20 protein-coding genes are annotated in these 24,006 nt (G+C 68.3%); 11 read left to right on the forward strand and 9 right to left on the reverse strand.

Going from position 1 to position 24,006, the window contains the following annotated elements:
* Positions 1–351: 351 nt before the first annotated feature.
* On the forward strand, positions 352–3,495 hold the full coding sequence (locus IGS68_RS05565; protein ID WP_201077967.1) for an ATP-binding protein: 3,144 nt from the start codon (positions 352–354) through the stop codon (positions 3,493–3,495).
* A gap of 239 nt (positions 3,496–3,734) precedes the next feature.
* On the opposite strand, the gene IGS68_RS05570 is transcribed toward IGS68_RS05565, so the two are convergent.
* From IGS68_RS05570 to IGS68_RS05580, 3 genes are all read right to left on the reverse strand, one after another.
* Positions 3,735–4,310 carry a TspO/MBR family protein gene (locus IGS68_RS05570; RefSeq protein ID WP_201077969.1) on the reverse strand — a complete coding sequence of 192 codons (576 nt, stop codon included), beginning with the start codon at positions 4,308–4,310 and terminating at the stop codon, positions 3,735–3,737.
* Positions 4,311–4,379: 69 nt separating this feature from the next.
* Positions 4,380–5,501 (reverse strand): patatin-like phospholipase family protein, encoded by a 1,122-nt coding sequence (locus IGS68_RS05575; RefSeq protein WP_201077972.1) that lies wholly within the window; start codon positions 5,499–5,501, stop codon positions 4,380–4,382.
* Between the two features lie 73 nt (positions 5,502–5,574).
* The gene (locus IGS68_RS05580; protein ID WP_201077974.1) at positions 5,575–6,936 is read right to left on the reverse strand and encodes a ferritin-like domain-containing protein; all 1,362 of its coding nucleotides are present in this window, start codon (positions 6,934–6,936) and stop codon (positions 5,575–5,577) included.
* A 523-nt stretch (positions 6,937–7,459) separates the two neighbouring features.
* Between IGS68_RS05580 and IGS68_RS05585 the strand changes: the two genes are divergently transcribed.
* Positions 7,460–8,554 (forward strand): ArsO family NAD(P)H-dependent flavin-containing monooxygenase, encoded by a 1,095-nt coding sequence (locus IGS68_RS05585; RefSeq protein ID WP_201077976.1) that lies wholly within the window; start codon positions 7,460–7,462, stop codon positions 8,552–8,554.
* Between the two features lie 142 nt (positions 8,555–8,696).
* Entirely contained in the window at positions 8,697–10,916 is a 2,220-nt protein-coding gene (locus IGS68_RS05590; protein WP_201077978.1) for a PAS domain S-box protein, read from the forward strand.
* A gap of 179 nt (positions 10,917–11,095) precedes the next feature.
* Here IGS68_RS05590 and IGS68_RS05595 read toward each other — a convergent pair whose 3' ends face one another.
* Together IGS68_RS05595 and IGS68_RS05600 are read right to left on the reverse strand one after the other, a co-directional pair.
* On the reverse strand, positions 11,096–12,277 hold the full coding sequence (locus tag IGS68_RS05595; RefSeq protein ID WP_201077980.1) for a GNAT family N-acetyltransferase: 1,182 nt from the start codon (positions 12,275–12,277) through the stop codon (positions 11,096–11,098).
* 55 nt (positions 12,278–12,332) lie between these two features.
* The gene (locus IGS68_RS05600; protein ID WP_201077982.1) at positions 12,333–13,964 is read right to left on the reverse strand and encodes a sulfatase-like hydrolase/transferase; all 1,632 of its coding nucleotides are present in this window, start codon (positions 13,962–13,964) and stop codon (positions 12,333–12,335) included.
* An 83-nt stretch (positions 13,965–14,047) separates the two neighbouring features.
* Between IGS68_RS05600 and IGS68_RS05605 the strand changes: the two genes are divergently transcribed.
* The 8 genes from IGS68_RS05605 to IGS68_RS05640 all read left to right on the forward strand — a co-directional run bounded on the left by IGS68_RS05605 (position 14,048) and on the right by IGS68_RS05640 (position 19,623).
* Positions 14,048–14,524 carry an MgtC/SapB family protein gene (locus IGS68_RS05605; RefSeq protein ID WP_201077984.1) on the forward strand — a complete coding sequence of 159 codons (477 nt, stop codon included), beginning with the start codon at positions 14,048–14,050 and terminating at the stop codon, positions 14,522–14,524.
* 44 nt (positions 14,525–14,568) lie between these two features.
* Entirely contained in the window at positions 14,569–14,730 is a 162-nt protein-coding gene (locus tag IGS68_RS05610; protein ID WP_201077986.1) for a hypothetical protein, read from the forward strand.
* A gap of 83 nt (positions 14,731–14,813) precedes the next feature.
* Positions 14,814–15,446, forward strand: coding sequence for a hypothetical protein (locus IGS68_RS05615; RefSeq protein ID WP_201077988.1), 633 nt, complete (start codon positions 14,814–14,816; stop codon positions 15,444–15,446).
* A gap of 97 nt (positions 15,447–15,543) precedes the next feature.
* Positions 15,544–16,227, forward strand: a complete 684-nt coding sequence (locus IGS68_RS05620) for a peroxiredoxin (RefSeq protein ID WP_247881187.1) — start codon at positions 15,544–15,546, stop codon at positions 16,225–16,227.
* A gap of 15 nt (positions 16,228–16,242) precedes the next feature.
* A complete protein-coding gene (locus IGS68_RS05625) occupies positions 16,243–16,497 on the forward strand; it encodes a hypothetical protein (RefSeq protein WP_201077991.1) in 255 nt (84 codons plus the stop codon).
* Positions 16,494–17,144 carry a rhomboid family intramembrane serine protease gene (locus IGS68_RS05630; RefSeq protein ID WP_201077992.1) on the forward strand — a complete coding sequence of 217 codons (651 nt, stop codon included), beginning with the start codon at positions 16,494–16,496 and terminating at the stop codon, positions 17,142–17,144. Before IGS68_RS05625 ends, IGS68_RS05630 begins: the two co-directional genes overlap by 4 nt.
* A gap of 73 nt (positions 17,145–17,217) precedes the next feature.
* The gene (locus IGS68_RS05635; RefSeq protein ID WP_201077993.1) at positions 17,218–17,997 is read left to right on the forward strand and encodes a sulfite exporter TauE/SafE family protein; all 780 of its coding nucleotides are present in this window, start codon (positions 17,218–17,220) and stop codon (positions 17,995–17,997) included.
* A 360-nt stretch (positions 17,998–18,357) separates the two neighbouring features.
* On the forward strand, positions 18,358–19,623 hold the full coding sequence (locus IGS68_RS05640) for a polyhydroxyalkanoate depolymerase (RefSeq protein WP_201081109.1): 1,266 nt from the start codon (positions 18,358–18,360) through the stop codon (positions 19,621–19,623).
* Positions 19,624–19,668: 45 nt separating this feature from the next.
* On the opposite strand, the gene IGS68_RS05645 is transcribed toward IGS68_RS05640, so the two are convergent.
* The 4 genes from IGS68_RS05645 to ugpB form a co-directional block, all read right to left on the reverse strand.
* On the reverse strand, positions 19,669–20,748 hold the full coding sequence (locus tag IGS68_RS05645) for a sn-glycerol-3-phosphate import ATP-binding protein UgpC (protein ID WP_201077994.1): 1,080 nt from the start codon (positions 20,746–20,748) through the stop codon (positions 19,669–19,671).
* 6 nt (positions 20,749–20,754) lie between these two features.
* Positions 20,755–21,600 carry a sn-glycerol-3-phosphate ABC transporter permease UgpE gene (gene ugpE / locus IGS68_RS05650; RefSeq protein WP_201077995.1) on the reverse strand — a complete coding sequence of 282 codons (846 nt, stop codon included), beginning with the start codon at positions 21,598–21,600 and terminating at the stop codon, positions 20,755–20,757.
* 12 nt (positions 21,601–21,612) lie between these two features.
* Positions 21,613–22,497, reverse strand: a complete 885-nt coding sequence (ugpA, locus tag IGS68_RS05655) for a sn-glycerol-3-phosphate ABC transporter permease UgpA (protein WP_201077996.1) — start codon at positions 22,495–22,497, stop codon at positions 21,613–21,615.
* Between the two features lie 73 nt (positions 22,498–22,570).
* On the reverse strand, positions 22,571–23,896 hold the full coding sequence (ugpB, locus tag IGS68_RS05660) for a sn-glycerol-3-phosphate ABC transporter substrate-binding protein UgpB (protein WP_247881188.1): 1,326 nt from the start codon (positions 23,894–23,896) through the stop codon (positions 22,571–22,573).
* Positions 23,897–24,006: the final 110 nt, after the last annotated feature.

The following is a 24,006-nucleotide window of genomic DNA, read 5'->3' on the forward strand; positions in this document are numbered from 1 at the left end:
GCTGATCTTGCGTATGTCAGGACTTGCGGTCGTTATGATTGTCATTGGAGAGGATTTTGGCAGTAGTGAATTTGGTTATACATACTAAAGTCGAAAAACCTGTTTGCGGATGGACCGCCAGGCTGTGCCACAGTCCTTGCCGCCTACCTGCTCTTTGGTGACACGCCGAAAGCGGAATAGGATGCCGGTCCGGGCGTGCGGTACGCTGCCGATGAGCACGGCGCGATGCTTTCTTTCGAAGCCAGGTGTACCCGAGTCCGGCGCAGCCAGAGAGAAGTCCCGATGAAATGCCCTGCCTGCGGCCATCAAGACCAGCGCGGGGATTTCTATTGTCGGCATTGCGGGACGGCCTTGAGGACCCGGAGCCGGGACGGGGAGGCGCTGCGGCCGGAAGGGCAGCGCCGGCAGATCACGGCCCTGTTCTGCGACATCGTCGGATCGACCGCCCTGTCGGAGCAGCTGGACCCGGAGGACATGGTCAATGTCATCCGGGCATACCGCGACGCCTGCACCGGTGTGGTCGAGCGGTTCGACGGCTGGATCGCCCGGCATCTGGGTGACGGCATCCTGATCTATTTCGGGTATCCCGCCGCCCAGGAGGACGACGCCGAGCGGGCGGTTCGCACCGGCCTGGGCCTGGTCCGGGCCGTCGCCGGACTGGCGCTGCCGTCGAGGACCGGCCTGCGCGTCCGCGTCGGAATCGCGACGGGCCTGGTGGTCGTGGACGATCCGGCCGACCGGTCCGCCCTGGAGGAGCGGATGGTCATCGGAGGCCCGCTCAACCTGGCGGCCCGCCTGCAGACGCTGGCCGAGCCCAATTCGGTGGTGATCGCGGAGACGACGCGCCGCCTGATCGGCAGGCTGTTCGACTGTGCCGACCTGGGCGACCGGGAATTGAGGGGCTTCGCGAAACCCGTGCGGGTCTGGCGGGTGGATGGCGAAAGGAACGTCGCGAGCCGTTTCGCCGCCTTTCACGAAGCGGGAGCGACTCCGCTGATCGGCCGTGAGGAGGAGTTCTCGCTGCTGGCGGACCGCTGGCGCCGGTCGGAGAAGGGCGAAGGCCAGGTGGTGCTGCTCGGCGGAGAACCCGGCATCGGCAAGTCGCGGATGCTCCATGAACTCTCGCGCAACCTGGATATCCCGCCGGACGGCCGGCTCGAGTTCTCCTGCAGCCCGCAGTTCCGGCATACCGCCTTCTTCCCCGTGATCGAGACGCTTGAGCGGGAAGCCGGGTTCGCGGCCGACGACGGGCCGGATCGCCGGCTCGACAAGCTGAGGGCCATGCTCGCCCGGTCGGGTTGCCTTGGCGACGACGCGCTGCAGCCGATCGCGTCCCTGCTGTCGATCCCGTTCGACGATCGGGGCCGGCCGGTCGTCCAGGAGGCCGGCCAGCGCAGGGAACTGATGCTCGAAGCGCTGGCGGCCCATCTCGCCGGGCTGGCTTTCCGCCGGCCCCTGCTGCTGCAGTTCGAGGACGTGCATGCCGCCGACCCGAGCACCCTGGACCTGCTGACGCTGATCATGGATCGCGCCCGGTCGTCGCGGCTGATGGTGATCGTGACGTTCAGGCTGGACTTCGACCCGCCCTGGACGGAGGACGCCCGGCCCAACGTCACCGGCGTCGTGCTGAAACGGTTCACTCCCGCGCAGTCGGCGATGCTGGTGAACAGCGTCGCCTGTCGCGGAACGCTGCCCGACGGGGTGATCGGCAGGATCATCGGCCGGGCCGACGGCGTCCCCCTCTTCATCGAGGAACTGACGAAGGCGGTGATCGAAGCCAGCGTTCCCGGCGACGGGAGCGGGCATCCCGGTGTTGCGGCGACGACCATTCCCGCCACCCTGCAGGATCTGCTGATGGCCCGCCTCGACCGGCTTGCCCCGGGCAAGGAGGTGGCGCAGATCGGCGCCGTGATCGGGCGGGAGTTCTCCTACGACATGCTGGCCGCGGTCTCCGACCTGGACGACCGCGCCCTGCGCGATGCCCTGGACCAGCTCACCGGAGGAGGACTCCTGCTGTCCCACGGGACCCCGCCCGGGGCGACCTACGGTTTCAAGCACGCGCTGATCCAGGAGACCGCCTATCAGGCGCTGCTGCGCGGCAAGCGGCAGCAGCTGCACGGCCGTATCGTCCGGACCCTCGTCGAGCGGTTTCCGGACACCGTCCGGAGCAGGCCCGAACTGGTCGCCCGCCATTACGAGGAATCCGGCCAGTTCCGGGAAGCCGCCCGGTATCGGCTGATCGCCGGGCAAAGGGCGCTCGCCCAGTCGGGCAGCCTCGAGGCCGTCGAGCAGGTGAACGAAGGGCTGCGACTCCTCGCCGGACTGCCCGAGGGGGCCGGGCGGGATCGCCTGGAGATCCCGCTTCAGGTCACGCTCGGGGCGGCCCTCGCCGCCACCAGGGGTCTGGCGGCCCCGGAGGTGGGCGGAGCCTATGCCCGGGCGCGCCGGCTGTGCGAACAGATCGGCGAAAGGGCGCAGCTCCTGACCGTCCTCTACGGCCAGACCGAGTTCCATCTCGGCCGCGCCGAGCTGAGGCATGCGCTCGCCATCGCCAAGGAGCTGCTGGCCGAGGCCGAGCAGCAGCGGGAAACGCCGGCCCGGCTGACGGGCCACAGCGCCGTCGGCGTCATTTCCTTCTATCTCGGACAGCTCGAGGCCGCAGGCAGGCATCTGGAACAGGCGATAGCGCTCCACGACCTTCCGCAGAGCCGGTACCTGCCCCTGGTGCAGCCCTACAACCATCGGATCAAATGCCTCGGCTTCCTGTCCTGGAACCTGTTCAGCCAGGGCTATCCCGACAGGGCCATCGAACGGCAGCGGGAGGCGCTCACCCGGGCCAGGCTCCTGTCGCACCCGGCCACCCTTGCCTTCGCGCTCGAACAGGCCAGCGACTTCTCCGCCTATGCGGGGGCTCCGGAGCAGGTGGCCGACCTGACCGGGGAACTGATCGGGCTGGCGTCGGACTGCGGCTTCGCCTCGGCGCTGGCCGCGGGGAGGATCCTCCGGGGATGGGCGCTGGTCCACCTGGGCCGGATCGCCGAAGGCATGCCGATCATGCAGGAGGGAATGGCGGCATATCGGGCGACCCGCGGCGAACTCGGCATTCCCTTCCATCTCGCCCTGTTCGCCGAGGCCCTGAGCAAGGCGGGGCGGACGTCCGAAGGGCTGGTGCTCATCGACGAGGCGATCGAGCGGGCGGAGCGCTGGGAACTCGGGTCGCAGGCGGAGCTGCAGTGGCGCCGGGGCGAGCTGCTGATCGCGGCCGACCAGGTCGCCGCGGCCGAAGCGGCCCTGCGCCGGGGGCTTGACATCGCCCGCCGGCAGAACGCCCGGATGCGCGAACTCAGGGCCGCGACCAGTCTCGCCCGCCTATGGCAGCGCCGGGGCCGATGCCGGGAGGCGCGGGAGCTCCTGGAGCCGATCTATTCGTGGTTCCGGGAAGGGCTGGATACCCGCGACCTGAAGAACGCCCGGGCGGTCCTGTCCCGGGCGTGACGGCGGCCGGATCCGACCCGCGCGGAGCCGAAAACGACGAGGGGGCGCGGCAAACGGGGTATGACGTCACCTCGCGCGAGACCGGACGGCCCGGATGCGGTTATGCTAGGCGGATTATCGGTCGTTCCGGCTCATTGAAGAGGTGTCATCATGGGATTGCTGTTCGCGCTCGTCCTTATTGGTGTTCCCACCGTGGTCGCGTTCCTGGATATGATGAGATCCGAGAAAACCGGCGCGGCTCACCACTGAGTCCGCGCCGACCGGACCGGCCTCCGCCGCCCTGGCGGACGCCGGCCCGCGTCGCGGCCGTCGAGATCCCTGTTCCGCTCGCGCAGATCCTCCGTCATGACGCCGCCGAACAGGCTCCAGGCGGCGAAGGGCACTCCCAGGGCGGCGGCGACGCCGTCCACCCGTGATGCCCGTTCCACGTAGCCGGCGGCTCCGGCGACCAGGACGGCGCTGTCGATGACGGCGCCGGTGATGTCGCGCTGGCCGAAAAAGATCTTCGCCCACCCGCTCATGACGGCGGTGTCCAGCGCCCATAATGCCAGCGCGGCATCGCGCTCGGGGCTGGGCGGCGACCGCATGAGCCGGTAGGCGCCGATCCCCTGCAGCGTGCTGAGCACGGGCCAGGCCGCCCCGAAAACGGGGTCCGGCGGCTTGTAGGAGGGCTTCTCCAGGCTGTCATACCAGTCCCGGATGTCGGGATGGGTGGGGTCGGGGCTGTAGCGCCGGCTGAACAGCCCGCTCAGCGCCAGCGCGCCGCCTACGGCCAGGGCCGCCATGCCGGGTGAGAGGGTCCGTCGCGTACCCATTGCCGAGACTCCGCAGATCGTGGTCCGGCGAAGGCAACAGGACCCGTCCGGGTTTGGTTCCGGCCGGCGCTATGCCTGCCCGGCGACCTTCCGGGGCAGCGCCGGATCCGGTCCGCCGGGTCCGGCGGAGGGCGACGGGCTTCCGGAGGGCTGGGCCGCCAGGAAGATGCGGCGCAGGTCGATGGTCGACCGCTGGCCGATATGGCTCCAGTTCCCGGTCAGCCAGGCGTCGGCCGCGTCCTGGCCGAGCGACTTGAGATGGAGCAGGAAATCCAGCTCGGCGTTCATCTTGCTGGTGGCGCCGAGTGCCCGCATGCGTTCCTCGTCGCCGATCATGTGGATGTTCATCCGCTTCAGCCGGCTGCTCGATCCACCCTCGATGTCCTCCTCGATCAGCCGCTGCACGAAGGCGATGGCCCGCATCTCCGCCATGAGCGACGCGTTGAAGCTGATCTCGTTGACCCGGTTCATGATCTCGATGGACGTGCGGGGGGTGCCCTTGCGGACCAGGGGATTGATCTGCACGACCGCGACGTCGCGGCTGTCGCAGTGGTAGATCAGCGGCCAGATCACCGGGTTGCCCATATAGCCGCCGTCCCAGTAGGGCACGCCGTCGATCTCGATCGCCTGGAAGGTGAAGGGCAGGCAGGCCGAGGCCAGCAGCACGTCCAGCGTGACCTCGTGCCGCCAGAAGACGCGGGCCCGGCCGGTCTCGACGTTGGTCGCGGCGATGAACAGCTTGATGCCCGAACAGCCCTGGATGTCCCGCTCGTCGATCAGTTCGCTCAGCACGGTGCGCAGCGGGTTGAGGCCGAGCGGATTGCTCTGGTACGGCGACAGCAGGTGCTGGAACCAGGCGAGCACCCTGGTGGCCGGCGCATGGTCCAGGTTCCACCGGCCGAGCAGGCGGTCCGCCAGGCTGCGCCGGATCGGGTTGAAGTGCGACAGCTCGGAGGTCCTGCGCCAGAACTGGTCCAGGGTCGCCTTCGCTCCCGCGCGTCCGCCCCGCGTCCAGCCCTGGGCAAGCGCCGCCGCGTTCATGGCGCCGGCGCTGGTCCCGCTGATTCCCTCGATGACCAGGCGCTTCTCGTCCAGCAGGCGGTCGAGGACGCCCCAGGTGAAGGCGCCGTGGCTGCCTCCGCCCTGGAGCGCCAGGTTGATGGTCTTGGTGGCGTATGCCTCGGGTTTCATGCGGATCTCCCCTTGCGCCGGGATATTCCTATGCTGCGCCGCCCAAAGGCAAGCCCCCGGAGGCGGTCCGATGTCACCTTCGCGTGCCGAAGCCGGCGAGGACGACGTCGCCCTGGATCGCCGCGATGGTATCCGCGTGGACGTCCCACGGGAAGTCGCCCGGCAGGTCCGGCCCGAGGGAGCGGGCGACATCCTGCGCCTCCCGGACCAGCCGCAGGATCGCCAGCCGCGACAGGGCGCCGTCGGTGCCGGGCGCATAGCCCATGCTCAGCGCGTCGAAGGGCAGGGCGGCGCCCCGGGCGCCCAGGGTCCGGGCGATCGGCAGCATGGCGCCGACCATGTGCGCCCTGGCGCGCTCGACCGCCCAGTCGCCGCCTTCGCGGTAGTGGTTGTCCAGGAGGCACAGGACCGTCCAGTACTCGAGGTTCCCGAGCCAGGCGATGCGCAACGCGGTCCCGTCCATGATCTGCCCGGGATGCCCGATGAACGCGGAGGGATCGACCGCGATATCGAAGGCCGGATAACGGGGATCGCTCCTGGGCAGGTCCCAGGCATTCCCCGTTCCGCCCATGGCCGCGGCCAAGCCTTCGTGCCGGCCCGTGAAGAGCTTGCGGAAGAAAAGATAATGGTCGATTTCGCCCTCGTCCTTGATCGCTTCGAAGGCGGCGGCCCAGCCGTCGAAATCGACATGCTTCGGGGCGGAGCCGGACTGCCTCAGCTCCCCGACGAGGGCGATGATCTGCTCGTAGAGGCTGCCGACATGGTTGGGCCGCCGCTCCGTGCCCAGCGCCGCGAACACCTCGTCGATGAAACGGGCATCCTCCGGGCCGGCACCGGTCCTGTCGAGCGCGTCGGGAGGCGCTTCGGTATAGACGTATTTCGCCAGGCTGTGCCGGCTGAGCGGCTCCAGATGGAAGGCGAAGGGATAGATCGCCGGCTCGTAGGGGAAATCCTGCCGCTCCAGGTGGGGGCAGGAGCCGATCGCGACCAGGAAGCGGTTGACCGCTCCCAGGTGCTGCATCTCCTGGACCGCGACCCCGAGCAGATCGTCGGCATTGGGGGCTCCGTATCCGGCGATGGCGGCATAGGCCGGCTTGAGCGAGAAGGCGGCGTACAGGTACTGGACCATCAGGGCATGCTCGACTTCGGCGGCTTCGCGCAGGAGCCGGACGAGTTCCAGCCAGGGATCGGCGAATTCCCGGACGATCGGACGCACGGTGCCGTCCCCGGAGCCCGGCACCGAGGGAGCCGTGCCGGGACCCAGGGTGGCCGCGGCGAGCGGGCCGCCGTGGGCGGCCAGGACGGAGGCCGCCGGAAGGGCGACCGCCTGGACCGCGACCGTTCGCAGGAACGTGCGTCTGGTGGCGTCGGGCAATCCGTCGACGGATCGGACCGCGCCTGACTTCAGGCGCGCGCGCTTGCCGTATTCGTGCATGGTCGGCTCCTATCGAGAGGTGTCCGGGTCAGGAAAGATCCCGGAAATCCGGTGCGATGGCCGAGGCTACAAAGATGAGATCTGGCTCACAGTGATCCGGTTCACATGTTTGTCGTGGAAATCCAACGTATCGGTGCAGCAACTAAAGAGAACGCTTGTATATTGGTGTATTTAGAAGTCATCTTTATTCACGGTATCCTTGTGAGGGTACGGTTTTCATTCATGTGAAACCGCCTCGCGATCTCTCCGGTGTCGGAGGGTTGATGGACCTGCACGCCCTGGCCTGGAGCTGTACCCGATCCGAAGCGTTGCGCCGTGGGCGCAACCTACCATCGTCGGCCGATATCGCCTTCGCACCGTATCGAGCCGTAGGTTGCGCCCATGGCGCAACACGGTGCGGCGAGTGGGGCGGCAGGCCGCGAGGACCGAAGCGGTTCCACCTGATCGGTTACCGCCGTAAAGTGCGGGAACCGCCCGCAAGGCCCCGCCGCCGGGCCTGAAGTTCCGTGGAAGGAGTCGAGCGATGGACGGCGAGCGCGATGTCGTGGTGATCGGCGGCGGGCAGTCCGGCTTGGCTGTCGGGTATTTCCTGCGCCGGACGGGATTGTCCTTCGTCATCCTCGACGGGGAGGATGGCGCGGGCGGTGCGTGGCGGCATGGCTGGGAGTCGCTGCGCCTGTTCTCCCCGGCGCAGTGGAGTTCCCTTCCCGGGTGGCCGATGCCGCCCACGGGAGAGGAGTATCCGCGCCGCGACCATGTGATCGATTACTTGGCGCGCTATGAGGCCCGCTACGGCTTTCCCGTCGTCCGTCCCGCAGGGGTGGAGACGGTGGTCCGGGCCGGCGACGGCCTGCTGGTCCGCACCGACCGCGGCGACTGGCGGGCCCGGGCGGTGGTGAGCGCCACCGGAACCTGGCGCCGGCCTTTCTTTCCGGATTATCCCGGGCGGAACGAGTACGGGGGCCGGCAGGTGCATTCGGCGGAATACCGCGTCCCGGACGACTTCGCCGGCCTCACCGTCCTGATCGTCGGCGGCGGCAATTCAGGCGCGCAGATCCTGGCGGAAGTCTCGAAGGTGGCGCGGACGCTCTGGGTGACGATCGACCCGCCGTCGTTCCTGCCCGACGATGTGGACGGGCGGGTCCTGTTCGAGCGCGCCACGGAGCGCTGGCGGGCCTTGCGGGAAGGGCGGACGGTGGAAACGCCGAAGGGAGGGCTGGGCGACATCGTCATGGTGCCGCCGGTCCGCGAGGCACGGGACCGCGGCGTATTGACGTCGGCGCGGCCGTTCGTGCGGTTCACCGAGTCGGGCGTGGTATGGCGTGACGGTACCGAAACGCAGGCGGATGCGGTGATCTGGTGCACCGGGTTCCGGCCGGCCCTGGACCCGTTGAAAGGTCTCGGCGTCGTCGAGGCGGACGGCAGGGTCCGCGTCGACGGCACGCGGTCCACGGGCGAACCGCGCCTTTGGCTGGTCGGCTACGGCGAGTGGACCGGGATCGCTTCGGCGACGCTGATCGGCGTCATGCGGACCGCCCGTGAGACCGCGAGGCAGATCGAGACCGCGCTCGAACGGCAGGCGGTCCAAGGATCTCGCGATTCCGCGCAAAATCGTTAGAAATTCATAGCAATATATGTTCGTGTTACCGTGACTTTGTTTATTTGCTTGGGAGAGGATCCGTGGCCTGGCTTGCGCCGCGTTATCAAATCTTCAAGACCTGGGCAGCACACTCGCCGAAGATCTTTTCGCGAGTAGTTTCATGTCCTTTTTTGGTGTCCTGTTTTCCCTCGCCGAGAGCGCCGGCCTGCTCGGATTGATACTAGCTGCCTATACCAACGCCTTGAGGCGGGTCGATGAGCGGCCGCGTTTGCGGACCCTGACCTGCGGTCTTCTTTTCGGCGGCGGCGCCGTGCTTTCGATGCTGGCGCCGATCCAGATCATTCCCGGAGTGCTCATCGACGCGCGGAGCATCATGCTCGGCCTTGCCGCTCCCTTCGGCGGGATCTCCGCCGCGGTCCTCGCCGGGGCCGTCGCCGGAGCCTACCGCTATTTCTGGAGCGGCGGCATCGGGGCGCTCGCCGGGACGGCGGGCATCATGCTGTGCTCGCTCGCCGGCATCGTCTTCGTCCTGATGTTCCGGAGGTCCCTCGGCCGGCTCCGGACAGGGCACTTCCTGACCCTCGGCGCCCTGGCGTCGTCCCATGTGCTGAGCGCCTTCCTGCTGCCGTCCTGGGGCGACGCGGTCCACACGGTCTCGACCGCCGCGCTGCCGCTGACGATCATGACGACCGGCGGGATCCTGCTCTTCGGCACCATGCTCGCCCGCGAGCGGGAACGGATCGACAGCATCCACGCCCTCCGGACGAGCGAGGCCCGGCACCGGGCCATCTTCGATACCGCCGTCGACGCGATCACGATCATCGACCATCAAGGCAGGCTCGTCGCGTTCAATCCGGCCGCGGAGCGCATGTTCGGCTACGCCGCGGCCGACGTGATCGGGCAGAATGTCGGCATCCTGATGCCCGAGCCGGACCGCTCGGCCCACGATGGCCATCTCGCCCGCTATCTGGCGACGGGGGAGCAGCGGATCATCGGCATCGGGCGCGAGGTGCGGGGGCGGCGCCAGGACGGCAGCGTCTTTCCGCTCGACCTGTCGATCGCGGAATGGGAGAGCGGCGGCGGGCAACGGCACTTCACCGGGATCATGCGGGACATCTCGGAGCGCAAGCGCACGGCTGCGGAACTGCAGCAGGCCAAGGACGCCGCCGAGGCCGCAAGCCAGGCCAAGAGCGAGTTCCTCGCCGGGTTGAGCCACGAGCTGCGCAGCCCGCTCAACGCCATCATCGGTTTCGCCGACATGACGCGGAACGAGGTTTCGGGACCGCTCGGCGATCCGAGCTACCGGGAGTGGGCGAACGATATCTGCGACAGCGGCCAGCACCTGCTCGAACTGATCAACGAGATCCTCGACCACGCCAAGGCCGAGGCCGGCAAGCTGACCCTCCAGGAGGAAGACGTCGACCTGCTCAAGGCGGTCGATTTCTGCACGCGGATGCTGGAGCCGCGGGCCAAGCGCGCCGGCCTGTCCCTGTCCTCCACGGTCGCGGCCGAGGCGCGCTTCATCCGGGGGGACGAGAAGCGGTTGCGCCAGATCCTGCTCAACCTGATCTCCAACGCGGTGAAATACACGCCGAGCGGCGGGAAGGTGGACATCGCGGCCGACCTGGACGCCTTCGGAGGATTGCTCCTGTCGGTCGCGGACACCGGGATCGGCGTCGCCGAGGACAACCTGACCCGGATGTTCGAATCCTTCTGGCGCGCCGACGACGCCGGAGCCCGCGACGTCGAGGGAACCGGGTTGGGCCTGCCGCTGACCCGCCGGCTTGTCGAGCTGCATGGCGGCACCATCCAGCTCAGCAGCGTCGTGGGCAGCGGGACCACCGCGACGCTCCGCTTCCCGCGGGACCGGGTCGTCCGCCGGCCGTCAAGGCAGGCCGCCCAGCCGGGCGCCGTCCGCCCGCTGGACATACTGCTGGTCGAGGACGATGCCCTGATCCGCGTGGCCGCCATGTCCATCCTGGAGGACCAGGGACACCGGGTGACCGGCGCCGCCAACGCCAACGAAGCGCTGGTGGCCCTGCGGGGCGACCAGCGCATCGACCTGCTGTTCAGCGACATCGTCATGCCTCCCGGCATGAACGGGGCGGAACTCGCCCGCCTCGCGCAACGCCTGCGCCCCAGTCTCGCGATCCTCCTCACCTCCGGATTCGCCGGCCATGCGGTCGCCAACGAGGACGGCACCGACCGGGGTTACGCGATGATCGCCAAACCCTATTCCGGCGCGGAGCTGAACCGGAAGATCCAGGCCGCGATACAGGAAGGGACGGAAGAGAGCCGGCCCGAGCGGTCTCCCCGGTCCGCCGGCGCGGAATTCAGGCGCGAGCGGCCGATGACGGCGGCTAGCGGGGCGGTCGTGTAGCGGCCGCCGCGCCCTGGAGCCGTACCCGATCAGGTCGATACGCCCGGGACAGCCGATCCGAAGCGTTGCGCCATGGGCGCAACCTACGATCGTTGCTCCGCATCGCCTCCGCCCTGCATCGAGCCGTAGGTTGCGCCCATGGCGCAACACGGTACCGATCCCCTCCCGCTTGACGCCTGTCAGAACATGTCCGCCAGCCACGGCCGTGGGCCTGCGAACAGGGTCGTCGCGGTGGCGAGCGCCTCGGGGGAGGCGCGGAGGCGGCCGAGGCCGGCCAGGGTGCCGGGGCCGAGATGGCCGCTGTAGAGCGTCGCCAGGGCATCTACGCCGAGTTCGATGTCGGCGGGCCCCGAGCCGGCGTCGCCTGTCCGTTCGACCGAGGCCTCGCCGTCGGCCACCTCCACCCGGTAGCGGCCGGCATTGTCGGGCAGCAGGGGATCGGTCACGGCGAGCGTCAGTTCGGCCCGGACCCCGTTGGGCCAGCCGCGGGCGGCCAGGGCGCCGGCCACGTCGGTGATCCGCAGCATCCACTGCTCCCAAGAGGCGATCGAGCCGCCGACGTCGGGCAGCAGGTGGAGAAGCAGATCCTCCGGGCCGCCGCCCCAGGTCACGGTGTTGGCCTGGGAGTGCCAGCCCGCCAGGAAGCCCAGGATCGCCCGCCCGGCGCGGGGCGTCAGGGCGACCCAGTCCTCCACGTGGAGAGTCCGGTCGGGCGCCCGCGGGCCGACCGTCAGGTATCCCTCGGGGCCGTCGTCACCCGGGATCAGGAAGGTGTCCAGCGGCTTGTCGGCAGTGCCGCGCACCCGCTGCCACATCAGCTCGCAACGCTCCAGCAGACCGTTGGTCCGTTGCGCCCGCTCCCGCTGAAGCCCGGCCAGGACGGCGCGGTCCGGCGGCGAGGCCAGCCGGGGCGCCGGTTCGGGGCGTAGGCCGCGCAGGATCCCGAACGGGATGCGGTAGGTGAAGCGGTCGCCGGCCATGCCGTAGCCGGCCTTGGAGTAGAGCGGCAAGGTCGCGGGATAGAGGGTCGAGATCGGCATGCCGTCGGCGCGCGCCTCCGCCAGCATGGCGGCCATCATCCGGCCGCCGGTGCCGCGTCCACGCTCGCCCGGCTCGACCGCGACCGCGGCGATCCCCCGGCAGGGAACGGCCCGCCCTCCGAAATACTGGGCCATGTCGAGCAGCGCCAGGGTGCCCACGGCGGCGCCCGCCCGGCGCATCACCCGGAAATTGTCGTCCCCGACGATCGACATGTAGAAGCGGACACCGTCCGCCGTCGAGGCGAAGGCGTGCCGGAACAGCATCGTCATCCGGTCGAGATCGGCCGGTTCGAAGGGGGCGTAGACGGGAGGGATGGACATGGGGTCATGGTGTACTCCAGTGCCGCTTCCCCGGGCAAGCAGGCGGTTCGATCGGTCAGCCGGTCTCCCGCGCGCTGAACGCCGCCAGGAAGCGGTCGCGGAACCGTTCCATCGGCACGGGCGGCCGATCCGCCTCCGGAATCGTGCCGGGAGTGAAGCCCCATTCCTCGAACGGAGCCAGCAGTTCGGGGTCCCGGCTGATGACATGGATGGGGACCGAGCGCGACGCACCGTCGCCGGTGATCAGCGGTGCCGGCTGGTGGTCGCCCAGGACGATGATCAGCGCATCGTCCGCGATATACCTGGTTATGTAGTCGCGCAGGACCTTGAGGGTATAGTCGACCGAATCGGCATAGTTGCGGGTCATGCCGCTCCAGCCCTGCCGGTCGGCCGGAAGGGGCGGCGCCATGCCGTCGAAAACCGAGCCGTCGCCGATGCTTTCCCAGTCGTCCAGCAGCGGGGGCAGCGGTTCCCAGGGGCCGTGGCTGCTGATCAGGGCGTATTCGATGAACAGGGGCCGGTCGCGCTGGCGAAGCTTCCGCCGGTGGATGAAATCGAGCGTGTACTGGTCGGGGATCGCGGCCCAACCGAAGGGCGGCCCGGCATAGCCCATGTCGTCGGTGCTCCAGATCCGGTCGAAGCCCCAGAAGCCGCCTTCCGGCCAGGCGCGGGACAGGGCCGGCATGACGGCCATGGTCTCGTAGCCGGCGCGCCTGAAATAATGGGTCAGCGACTGCCGGCCGCTCTCCAGCATCAGGTTGTAGAGCCCCTGGTCGCCGAGCCGGGCGCCGCTGAGGAAGGTGCCGTGGGCCAGCCAGGACTGCCCGCCCCGGATCGGCGACTCGATCAGCCCGGAGCGCACGCCGAATCCCTCTTCCGAAAGGGCGCGGTCGAAGTCCGCCAGGGTCGGTTCGATCACGGAACGGTAGCGCGGATCGACCAGCACGGTTTCGCCGTAGGACTCGAAGAACATGACATAGACATCCCGCCGTCCCAGGTGCGCCAGCACGGCGTCGTCGGACAGGCCGGCGAACGGGTCGGTCCTGAAGCCGGCGAGATGCTCCGCCCGCAGCGCCGAGGCCTGGGCGGCCTGCGAGACCTGCCACCGGAGCAGCGCCACCGATCCCTGGTCGAGCGGCGCATAGGGGCGCAGGCCGAACAGGGCCGGCACCGCCAGGGCGCACAAGGCCCCGGCGAAGAAGAGCCGGTTGGGCCGACGTTCCAGGAACCGCGCGGCCGTCCGGATCGCCCACAGGTTCAGCAGGAACAGCACGGCCAGGATTGCCGGTACCGCCACCGCGGCGGCGACCAGTTCCGGGACGCTGGCGGCCCCCGCCAGCACTTCCAGGATCGCCGGCAGCAGCATCAGGTCGAGCGACAGATTGACGGGCCGGCCGATCAGCATGTGGCTGGAGATGTCGGCGAGGCGCAGCGCCCCCAGGAGCAGCGCCGCAGCCGCAAGCGCCGAGGTCAGGCCCCGGCCGGCCCGTCCCCTGGCTGCCGACGCCAGCGCCAGCAGGCCGAAAATCGCGGCGACCTCCAGCGACGGGCTGACATGATCGGGACCCAGCAGGTCGCCCGTCCAGTTGGGCATGTTCAGCAGAAGGCCGAGATAGGCCCCGGCGAGCAGGAACCGGAAGGTTGAGATAAATGTTACCCGGGGGGAGCCGTCGGAAACAGGGGCCATCAGCGCTTTCACCGAACCGTCGCCAAGGAGTGTAGATGATCGCCCCATTGAGTCAAATCCACGGCAATCGCGAGAGGTGACCGATGGATCTCGCGGCGGAGTTCCGGACCATCACGCCGCTGTCGGAAGTGGCGTTCCGGCTCGCGGTGGCCTCGCTCTGCGGCATGGCGCTCGGCATAGACCGGGAGATCCGGGGGAAGTCGGCCGGATTGCGGACCCACATGCTGGTGGCGCTCAGTTCGGCCGGCACGACGCTGGTGACCCTGGAGATCTTCGAGATGCTGAAGGCGACGGGCCATACCGACATGGATCCCTTGCGCATCGTCCAGGGGCTGGCCCAGGCCATCGGCTTCATCAGCGCCGGCGTCATCATCCAGGCCCGCCGGGACGTCCATGGCCTCACCACCGCGGTCAACATCTGGCTGTGCAGCGCCGTCGGGGTCGCCGCCGGAGCGGGACTCCACGCCCTGGCCCTGATCATCACGCTCTTCGCGGCGGCTATCCTGACCGGGATGCATTTCATAGAGAAATGGGTGTTCAGGAAGGGTCCGCGCGATTGACGGAGATCAAGGCGCCGGCCCGATCCCGCCGTCAGGATGGCGGCATGCCGAACACTCCCTTCCTCCTCAAGGTGGCGCTTGCGCTGGTGATCAAGGTCGCCGTCGTCGCGGCGGCGCTGTACGTCCTCTGGCCGGCCCCCAGGCCGTCGCCCATGCTCCCGCGTACGGGCTGGGAGCGTCCGGTCCTCCCCGTTCCGGCCGCATGATACGGGGGGTCCGCTTGCAAGCCGGGCATCGGGAACCAATTGCCTTCGCAGGCGTCCCTTGGGACCGAAACGGAGGATTTGGAATGACATACGCCAACAGAGCCGCATCCGGCGGTACGGACCTGCCCTCGGTGCGGGAAGCCATCGCCGTTTTCGGCAGCACCGGGTCGCTCGAAGCCGCGGTCGACGAACTGACCCTTTCCGGAGTGGACGGCGCCGCCATCAGCCTGATGTCCAGCGACGCCGCCGTGACCGAGAAGCTCGGCCGCACCTACCGTACGGTCGACGAGGCGAAGGACGACCCGAGCGCGCCGCGCCAGTCCTATGTCGCCCCGGAGGAGGTCGGCAACGGGGTGGGCGCCGCCATGGCCGCCCCCGCCTATGTCGGCGCGCTGGTTGCCGCCGGCACCATCGTCGCGACCGGCGGCACCGCCCTGGTGGCGGGCCTGGGAGCCGCCGCCGCCGGCGTCGGCGGGGGCGCGCTGGGGTCGGTGATGTCCCAATGGATCGGCGACAAGCGGAACGACTGGCTCCAGGAGCACCTGGACAAGGGCGGGATCCTGATGTGGGTCACGCTGGACAGTCCCGGTAAGCCGGGGACAGCCGACGAAGCCCAGGTCATGGGCATCCTGCGGAAGCATGCAAGCCGCCCGGTCGAAATCCACGAGATGGCCAAGGCCGACCCGGTACCGGCGGGCACCGGCACCGTCGCGTGATCCGGCACCGACACCGATAACCGCATACCTTTCGGCCGCGGGCTCGGGTAAAAGCGGGTGCCGATACGGTACCAGCCCGAGCCCGCGGAGGAACACAGTGGAACACAATACCACCGGCGACTATCACATCCAGACCGCCCTGCCGCGCCTGAACGCCCTGGCGCCCGCCTTCGAGGCCGAGACCACCCATGGACGGCTGGCCCTGGAGGACTATCGCGGGACCTGGGTCGTCCTGTTCTCCCATCCGGCCGATTTCACGCCGGTCTGCACCACCGAGTTCATCGAGTTCGCCCGCATGGCCCCGGCCCTGAAGGAGCGGAACACCGAACTGCTGGGCCTGTCGATCGACAGCATCTACAGCCATCTCGCCTGGGTCCAGGCGATCCGCGACAAGTTCGGCGTCGAGATCCCCTTCCCGGTGATCGCCGACGGCAACCGCGAAGTCGCGTCGCTCTATGGGATGATCAACCCGGAGGAGAGTTCCACCGAGACCAGCCGCTGCCTGTTCGTCATCGACGACAAGGGCGTCCTGCGCGCCATGATCTATTATCCGCTGACCACCGGCCGCAATACGGACGAGATCCTGCGGCTGATCGATGCCCTCCAGACCACCGACCGGCACAGGGTCGCCACCCCGGCCAACTGGCGGCCCGGCGAGTCCGTGATCGTCCCGCCGCCGCGCACCGTCGAGGACGCCGAGGCGCGCAAGGACCTGGGCTACGAATGCACGGACTGGTGGTTCTGCAAGACCACCGTGCCGGCTCCCGGCTCGAAGGGCTGAGCGGGCGCAGGGCGCATGGCCTGCATCAACCCCGACGGCACCCTGACGGAGGTGGCGCGCCGCGTGCTGGCCGACATGGCCCGTCGTGGCGCGGCGTTCGCGGCCCCGGAGGAGATCGCGGCGGCGGCCGGGCTGCCGCTGCACCGGGTCCGCGCCACCGTGCGGGAGACCGGCAGGGCGAAGCTGATCGAGGGCGACGGGGCGGGATGGCGGCTGACTGAGCTGGGGCGGGAGGCGCTGGACCTCGACGAGGGGAGCGGACCGGCGTGAGGCCGCCCTACGCGACGGTCACGATCGTCGTCCTGTGCGTCCTCGCCTTCCTGGTCCAGGAGACCCTGGCCGAACCCGCGGCCTGGGACTTCGTGCTCGGCTTCTCGATGGTCCCGGCCGTGGTCACCGGCGACCGCCTGCTGCCGCCCGACGTTCCGTCGCTGGGCCGGGCCTTCAGCCTGCTCTCCTCCATGTTCCTCCACGCCGACGTCTGGCATCTGGCCGGCAACATGCTGTTCCTGTGGCTGTTCGGGGACAGCGTCGAGATGGCCCTGGGCCATGTCCGCTACGGAGTGTTCTACCTGCTGTGCGGCCTGGGCGGGGCGGGCGCGGAGATCCTGCACGACCCCGCCTCGATCGATCCGGTGGTCGGGGCGAGCGGCGCGATCTCCGGCCTGCTGGCGGCCGCCGTCATGCTCCATCCCAGGGCGTGGCTGGTCCTGGTCCTGCCCGGACGGCGGGTTTCCCTGCCCGTGCCCGTCTATGTGGCGCTCGGCGGCTGGCTCGGCATCCAGGGCCTGGAGGCGGTGGCCGCAGACCTGGAGGCCATGGTCGCCTGGTGGTCGCATCTCGGCGGTTTCGTAACCGGAACGATCCTGGTCCTGCCCTTCCGGCATTCTCGGGGGCAGTCCGGCGCCCGGCCTTGACCTACGTCATTGTCGCCGGCGCACCGATACGCTGACGTGGGGCTTGTATCCCGCAGCGAGACGAACCGGCACGATGGACCAGCATACCGTACTGACCCTGATCGACGCGGGCCTGCAGCAATGCGGGGTCGATTTCGGCCGCGACGGCGGGCTGTTCGCCAGCCTCTTCACGGCCGGCCTGGTCGGCGGCTGGTCCCACTGCGCCGGCATGTGCGGCCCCTTCGTCCTGGCCCAGGTCGCGACGCGGCTCGAAGGGGTCCCCGCCAGCCGCATGACCGAGTTTCACCGGCTGACCGGCGCTGCGGTCCTGCCGTACCATTTCGGGCGCGCAACGACATACGCGGGGATCGGTGCTGCGGCGGCGCTGCTGGCGGGCGGCATCGGCGCCGTGCCGGGCCTGCGCTGGGTCACCGGGGCGCTGCTGGTGTTCGCCGCGCTGTTCTTCCTGGTCCAGGCCCTGGGCGGGGTGCTCGGCCGGATGCCGGCCTCCGGCCGGGGCTCCGGCGGAGGGGCGCGGCGCCGGTGGGCGGACCACGTCGGCGGAGTCGCCAAGCCGCTGTTCGGCCGGCCGACCGGCTGGCGCGGCTACGGCTTGGGGCTGGCCCTGGGCTTCATCCCCTGCGGGCTGCTCTACGGCGCGGTCGCGGCGGCGGCGGCCAGCGGGAGCCCCGCGGCCGGCGCCTTCGGCATGGCGGCCTTCGCCGTCGGCACGGTGCCGAGCCTCCTGGCGGTCGGGCTGGCCGGGCACGTCGCCGGGCGGAATTTCCGGGGCGTGGTCGCCCGCGTGGCCCCGCTGATCATGGTGGCGAACGCCGGCGTGCTCGGCTACATGGCCTGGCGCATGGTCGCCTGATCCCTTCCGGCCCCTAACCCCATCCAAAGCATACGGCGAAAGGGTGTGAACCGCTTCGCACCCGCGACATATCCGTTGGTGCTACGGTTGTTGGCGTCGGCATGACCATGCGGCATTAAGACCGATCAAATGCCGAACTTTTTTGTTGCGGGATATTCAGGCAGCGCGCAACTTTCCTGCCCTGCGGCACATTCAAGCTGCGTTGCGGCTATCAATGGTTCGATAGTCTATATTTACGACTATGAAACAATTGCTACATCAAGCTGTTCGCAAGGGTAAGCGGCAACAAGTCGCAGGATCGCAGCGCAGCAAAAAAACGAACGCCGCGGCGTCACTCAAACGGTGTATGTGAGGGGAATCTTGCTCTACCAGCTCTATGATCTCCAGCACGCGGCCTGGTATCCCGTACGCCTCATGGCCGAGGCCACCCAGACCGCGTTCCAGAATCCGTTCATGCCGGCTTCCTACACCCGGATCGGGCGCACCATCGCCGCCGGGGCGGAACTGTTCGAGCGGACGACGCGGAGGTTCGGCAAGCCGGAGTTCGGCCTGCCCACCACCAAGGTCGATGGCATCGAGGTGGCGGTCCGCGAAGTGCCCGTGCTTCGCAAGCCGTTCTGCGACCTGATCCATTTCGAGCGGGACACCGACAAGGTGCACCCCCCGGTGCTGGTCGTGGCGCCCATGTCCGGCCACCATGCCACGCTGCTGCGCGGCACGGTCCAGGCGCTGCTGCCGGAGCACGACGTCTACATCACCGACTGGCTCGACGCGCGCAAGATCCCGCTGTCGCGCGGCAAGTTCGACCTGGATGACTATATCAGCTACCTGATCGAGTTCATGGGGCACCTGGGCCCGCACACCCACGTGATGGCGGTCTGCCAGCCGACCGTGCCGGTGCTGTGCGCGGTCTCGCTGATGGCCCAGAACGAGGATCCCAACCAGCCCGCCAGCATGATCCTGATGGGCGGCCCGATCGACACCACGGCGGCCCCCACGGTCGTGACCGAACTGGCCGAGAACAAGCCGCTGAGCTGGTTCGAGCGCAACGTCATCCAGACCGTCCCGGCCTATTACCCCGGCGGCCTGCGCCAGGTCTATCCCGGCTTCATCCAGCTCACCGGCTTCATGTCGATGAACCTGGACCGCCACGTGGGCGAGCACGTCAAGCTGTACCAGCACCTGATCCAGGGCGACGGCGACAGCGCCGAGCAGCACCGCAAGTTCTACGACGAGTACCTGTCGGTGATGGATCTCCCGGCGGAGTTCTACCTCCAGACCGTCGAGAACGTGTTCCAGAAGCATTCGCTGCCGAAGGGCACCATGCAGTGGCAGGGCCAGCGCGTCGATCCCTCGGCGATCCGGCATACCGCGATGATGACGGTCGAAGGCGAGCTGGACGACATCTCGGCCCCCGGCCAGACCCGCGCCGCCCACCAGATCGTCTCCAGCCTGCCGGCCGAGAAGCGCGGCGACCACCTGCAGAAGGGCGTCGGCCACTACGGCATCTTCAACGGCCGCCGGTGGCGCGAGCAGATCCTGCCGAAGGTCCGCGACTTCATGCTGACCCACGACACCTCCGGACGCTTCGCGCCTCCGGCGCCGCGGCAGGTCGCGGCGGAGTAGGAAGAAGGAGGGGCGACGCCACGCCGCCCCTCCGGAAGATATGCCTTACAGCCTGCGGCCGCCCTGGCGGTCGAACAGGTGGACCTCCCCCGGCGTGATCGCGAAATGCAGCGTGTCGCCCGTCGCGACGCGGGCGCTGCCGGGCAGGCGGGCGAGCAGCGGATCGCCGCTGGACGTCAGGCGGGCATGGACCACGGTGTCGGCTCCCAGCGCCTCGACAAGTTCGACCCGCACGGCGATGTCGCCGATCCCCCGACCGCTTTCCAGCGTCAGATGCTCCGGCCGGATGCCCAGGGTCACCTCCCGGCCCGCGGCGCCGGACATCCCCGTTTCCCCCGGCAGCGGCACGGCATGGCCGCCGTTCAGCTCGACCCCCGCGGCCGTCAGCCTGGCCGGAAGGAAGTTCATCGCGGGCGACCCGATGAAGCCGGCGACGAAGGTGCTGGCCGGCCGGTGATAGACCTCCATCGGCGTCCCGATCTGCTCGGCGACGCCGCCGTTCATCACCATCATGCGGTCGGCGAGCGTCATCGCCTCCACCTGGTCGTGGGTGACGTAGAGGCTGGTGATCCCCAGGCGGTCCTGGAGCCGGTTGATCTCGACCCGCATCTGGGTGCGCAGCTTGGCGTCCAGGTTGGACAGCGGCTCGTCGAACAGGAACACCTTGGGCTCGCGCACGATGGCCCGGCCCATGGCGACGCGCTGGCGCTGCCCGCCGGAGAGCTGGCGGGGCCGGCGGCCCAGGAAGGGCCGGAGTTCCAGGATGTCCGCCGCCTTGTGGACCCGCTCCTCGATCTCCGACTTCGACATGCCGCGGATCTTCAGCCCGTAGGCCATGTTGTCGTAGACGGTCATGTGCGGGTAGAGCGCGTAGTTCTGGAACACCATGGCGATGTCCCGATCCTTGGGCTCCAGGTCGTTGACCACCCGGCCGCCGATCGAGACCTCGCCCGCGCTGATCGTTTCCAGCCCGGCGACCATGCGCAGCAGGGTGGACTTGCCGCAGCCCGACGGCCCGAGCATGACCAGGAACTCGCCGTCGCCCACCGCGCAGTCGATCCCCTTGATCGCCTCGAAACCGCCCGCATAGGTCTTCCGCACGCCGCGGATGCCGACTTCAGCCATTTTTCTTCACTTCTCCGAATCGACCAGGCCCTTGACGAACCAGCGCTGCATGAAGACCACGACGGCGATCGGCGGGAGCATGGCGAGGATCGTGATCGCCATGATCAGGTTCCACTGCGTGTCCGCGTCCACGAACGAGATCATCTTCCGCAAGCCGATGATGATCGTGTTCATCTCGTTGTCGTTGGTGATGAGCAGCGGCCACAGGTACTGGGTCCAGCCATAGATGAACAGGATGACGAACAACGCCGCGATGTTGGTGTAGGAGAGCGGCAGCAGGATATCCTTGAAGAACCGCATCGGGCCGGCGCCGTCGATGCGCGCGGCCTCGACCAGCTCGTCCGGGATCGTCATGAAGAACTGCCGGAACAGGAAGGTCGCGGTGGCCGACGCCATCAGCGGCAGCGTCAGGCCGGTATAGGTGTCGATCAGCCCCAGGTCGACGATCACCTGGTATGTCGGCAGGATGCGCACCTCGACCGGCAGCATCAGCGTGATGAAGATCATCCAGAAGAACAGCATCCGGCCGGGAAAGCTGAAGAACACGATCGCGTAGGCCGACAGGATCGAGATGATGATCTTGCCCACCGCGATGGCGAGCGCCACGACCAGCGTGTTCAGCAGCAGCCGGCCGACGCCGACGCCGCCGATGGTCCCGATGCCCCCGAAGGCGCCGCCGTAGTTCTCCAGGAAGTGCGGCCCCGGCACCAGCGGCATGGGCGGGGCCATGATCTCCGGCGTGGTCAGGGTCGAGGCGACGAAGGTGTAGTAGATCGGGAAGGCGACGATCAGGATGCCGAGGATCAGGATGAAATGGGCGAGCAGAACGCCCAGGGGACGCCTTTCAATCATCGTGGGACTCGATCATGCGTAATGCACCCTGCGCTCGACATACTTGAACTGGACGACGGTCAGCGCGATGACGATCGCCATCAGGATCACCGACTGGGCGGAGGAGGCGCCGAGATTCAGGTTCACGAAGCCGTCGTTGTAGACCTTGTAGACCAGCGTCTCGGTCGCCCGCGCCGGGCCGCCGCCGGTCACCGCGTGGATGATGCCGAAGGTGTCGAAGAAGGCGTAGACGGTGTTGACCACCAGCAGGAAGAAGGAAGTCGGCGACAGCAGCGGGAACACGATGGTCCAGAACCGCCGTCCGGGCCCGGCGCCGTCGATCGCCGCGGCCTCGATCAGGGATTTCGGAATGGCCTGGAGCCCGGCCAGGAAGAACAGGAAATTGTAGCTGATCTGCTTCCAGGCGGCGGCGCCCACGACCATCGCCATGGCTTGGTCGCCGTTCAGCAGAGGATTCCAGTCGAACCCGGCGCGCTGGAGCATCACCGCCAGCGTGCCCATGGCGGGGCTGAACAGGAACAGCCACAGCATGCCGGCGATCGCGGGGGCGACCGCGTAGGGCCAGATCAGCAGGGTCTGGTAGATGCCCTTGCCCTTGACCACCCGGTCGGCCATCACCGCCAGCACCAGCGCCGCGACCAGCGCCACGATGGCGACCGACAGGCTGAAGACGACGGTCACCTTCAGCGAGTTGATGTAGTTGGGATCGGACAGCACCAGTTCGAAATTGGCCAGCCCCACGAAACGGCTGCTGAAGCCGAAGGGATCGTCCCGGTAGAGCGATTGGCGGACCGCCTGGAAGGCCGGCCAGAAGAAGAACACCAGCGTGATGGCGATCTGGGGTGCCAGCAGCAGGTACGGCAGCAGCCGGTTGGGAAAGACGACGCGTCTTGACATGAAGGTCCGTGAAAAGAGAGCGCGCCCTCCCCCGTGGCGGGGAGAGGGCGCTTTCGGAGAAGCTGGTTTCGGCTTACTGGTAAGCCTTGGCCGCTTCCTTGATCGCCTCGTTGGAGCGCCGGACGGCGTTGTCCAGCGCGGTCTTGGCATCCTGCCTGCCGTTCAGGAGGGCCTCGATCTCCTCGTTCTGGATATCGCGGACCTGCGGCATGTTGACGAGGCGGATGCCCTTGGAGTTCTCGGTCGGCTCCTTGCCCATCATCTGCTGGATCGGGATCTCGCGGCCGGGATTCTTCTCGTAGAAGCCTTCCTTCTTGGTCGCCTCATAGGCGGCCATGGTGGCCGGGAGGTAGCCCGAGACCTGATGCAGGCGGGACTGGACTTCCGTCTTCGACAGGTAGGTGAAGAACTGGGCGACGCCCTTGTAGTCGGCGGCCGGCTTGCCGGCGAAGACCCACAGGGACGCGCCGCCGGGCACGGTGTTCTGCGGGGCTCCCGCCGCTTCCGGATAATAGGGCAGGTTGCCGGTGCCGAAATCCAGGCCGGCCTTGACCATGTCGCCGATGCCGCCCGACGACTCCGGAAGCATGGCGCATTCGCCGTTCAGGAACTTGGCCTTGGCCTCCGAGGTGCGGCCGCCGTACTGGAAGGTGCCGTCCTTCTGAAGCTCCGCCAGGGTCGAGAAGTGCCGGATGTTGAGCGGGCCGTTGATCTTCAGTTCCGGCGTCAGGCTGGTCAGGCCGTTCTGGTCGGTGGCGTAGGGCAGGTTGTTCCAGGCGCTGAAATTCTCCAGGTGGATCCAGGTCGGCCAGGTCGTGGTCATGCCGCAGGACTGTCCCGACGCCTTGATCTTCTTGGCCGCCTCGAACACTTCCGGCCAGGTCTTGGGCGGCGTCTCGGGATCGAGGCCGGCTTTCCGGAAGCTCGCCTTGTTGTAGTACAGGATCGGGGACGAGCTGTTGAACGGGAAGGACAGCATGGTGCCGTCGGCGGCGCTGTAATAGGAGACGATGCCCGCCAGGTACTTCGACTTGTCGAAGCTCTCGCCGCCTTCCTTCATGACGTCCGCGACCGGCTTGATCGCGCTGCGCGCACCCATCATGACGCCGGTGCCGACGTCGAACACCTGGATGATGTGGGGAGGCTGCCGCGCGCGGAAGGCGGCGATGCCGGCGTTCAGGGTTTCCGGATAGGTTCCCTTGTAGACCGGGACGACCTTGTACTCGCTCTGGCTGGCATTGAATTCCTTCGCGAGGTTCTCGACCGTCTCGTTGTTGGCGCCCGACATGGCATGCCACCACTGGATCTCGGTCTGGGCCTGTGCGGGGGCCGTGGTGGCGGCTGCCATGGCAAACAGGGCGAACGCCGAAACGGCGATCGTCGCGTGGATGCGCTGCATTTGTCTCGTCTCCCAATTTTTACGATGGGCCAAATGGTTAGCCCCTCGCCATGTCTCCGCCGTGACGGTTCGATTAAGCTTCGATGACCATCCGCCGGTTGATGCGCATT

Origin of the sequence: Skermanella sp. TT6 (assembly GCF_016653635.2) — a bacterium.
GTDB lineage: Bacteria > Pseudomonadota > Alphaproteobacteria > Azospirillales > Azospirillaceae > Skermanella > Skermanella cutis.

Coding starts and splice junctions, on each gene's coding strand:
- IGS68_RS05645 (WP_201077994.1), bottom strand. CDS start 20,748: ATGGCTGAAGTCGGCATCCGCGGCGTGCGGAAGACCTATGCGGGCGGT.
- ugpB (WP_247881188.1), bottom strand. CDS start 23,896: ATGCAGCGCATCCACGCGACGATCGCCGTTTCGGCGTTCGCCCTGTTT.
- ugpA (WP_201077996.1), bottom strand. CDS start 22,497: ATGTCAAGACGCGTCGTCTTTCCCAACCGGCTGCTGCCGTACCTGCTG.
- IGS68_RS05580 (WP_201077974.1), bottom strand. CDS start 6,936: ATGCACGAATACGGCAAGCGCGCGCGCCTGAAGTCAGGCGCGGTCCGA.
- IGS68_RS05595 (WP_201077980.1), bottom strand. CDS start 12,277: ATGTCCATCCCTCCCGTCTACGCCCCCTTCGAACCGGCCGATCTCGAC.
- ugpE (WP_201077995.1), bottom strand. CDS start 21,600: ATGATTGAAAGGCGTCCCCTGGGCGTTCTGCTCGCCCATTTCATCCTG.
- IGS68_RS05610 (WP_201077986.1), top strand. CDS start 14,569: ATGCCGAACACTCCCTTCCTCCTCAAGGTGGCGCTTGCGCTGGTGATC.
- IGS68_RS05635 (WP_201077993.1), top strand. CDS start 17,218: ATGGACCAGCATACCGTACTGACCCTGATCGACGCGGGCCTGCAGCAA.
- IGS68_RS05570 (WP_201077969.1), bottom strand. CDS start 4,310: ATGGGTACGCGACGGACCCTCTCACCCGGCATGGCGGCCCTGGCCGTA.
- IGS68_RS05585 (WP_201077976.1), top strand. CDS start 7,460: ATGGACGGCGAGCGCGATGTCGTGGTGATCGGCGGCGGGCAGTCCGGC.
- IGS68_RS05605 (WP_201077984.1), top strand. CDS start 14,048: ATGGATCTCGCGGCGGAGTTCCGGACCATCACGCCGCTGTCGGAAGTG.
- IGS68_RS05615 (WP_201077988.1), top strand. CDS start 14,814: ATGACATACGCCAACAGAGCCGCATCCGGCGGTACGGACCTGCCCTCG.
- IGS68_RS05625 (WP_201077991.1), top strand. CDS start 16,243: ATGGCCTGCATCAACCCCGACGGCACCCTGACGGAGGTGGCGCGCCGC.
- IGS68_RS05575 (WP_201077972.1), bottom strand. CDS start 5,501: ATGAAACCCGAGGCATACGCCACCAAGACCATCAACCTGGCGCTCCAG.
- IGS68_RS05590 (WP_201077978.1), top strand. CDS start 8,697: ATGTCCTTTTTTGGTGTCCTGTTTTCCCTCGCCGAGAGCGCCGGCCTG.
- IGS68_RS05600 (WP_201077982.1), bottom strand. CDS start 13,964: ATGGCCCCTGTTTCCGACGGCTCCCCCCGGGTAACATTTATCTCAACC.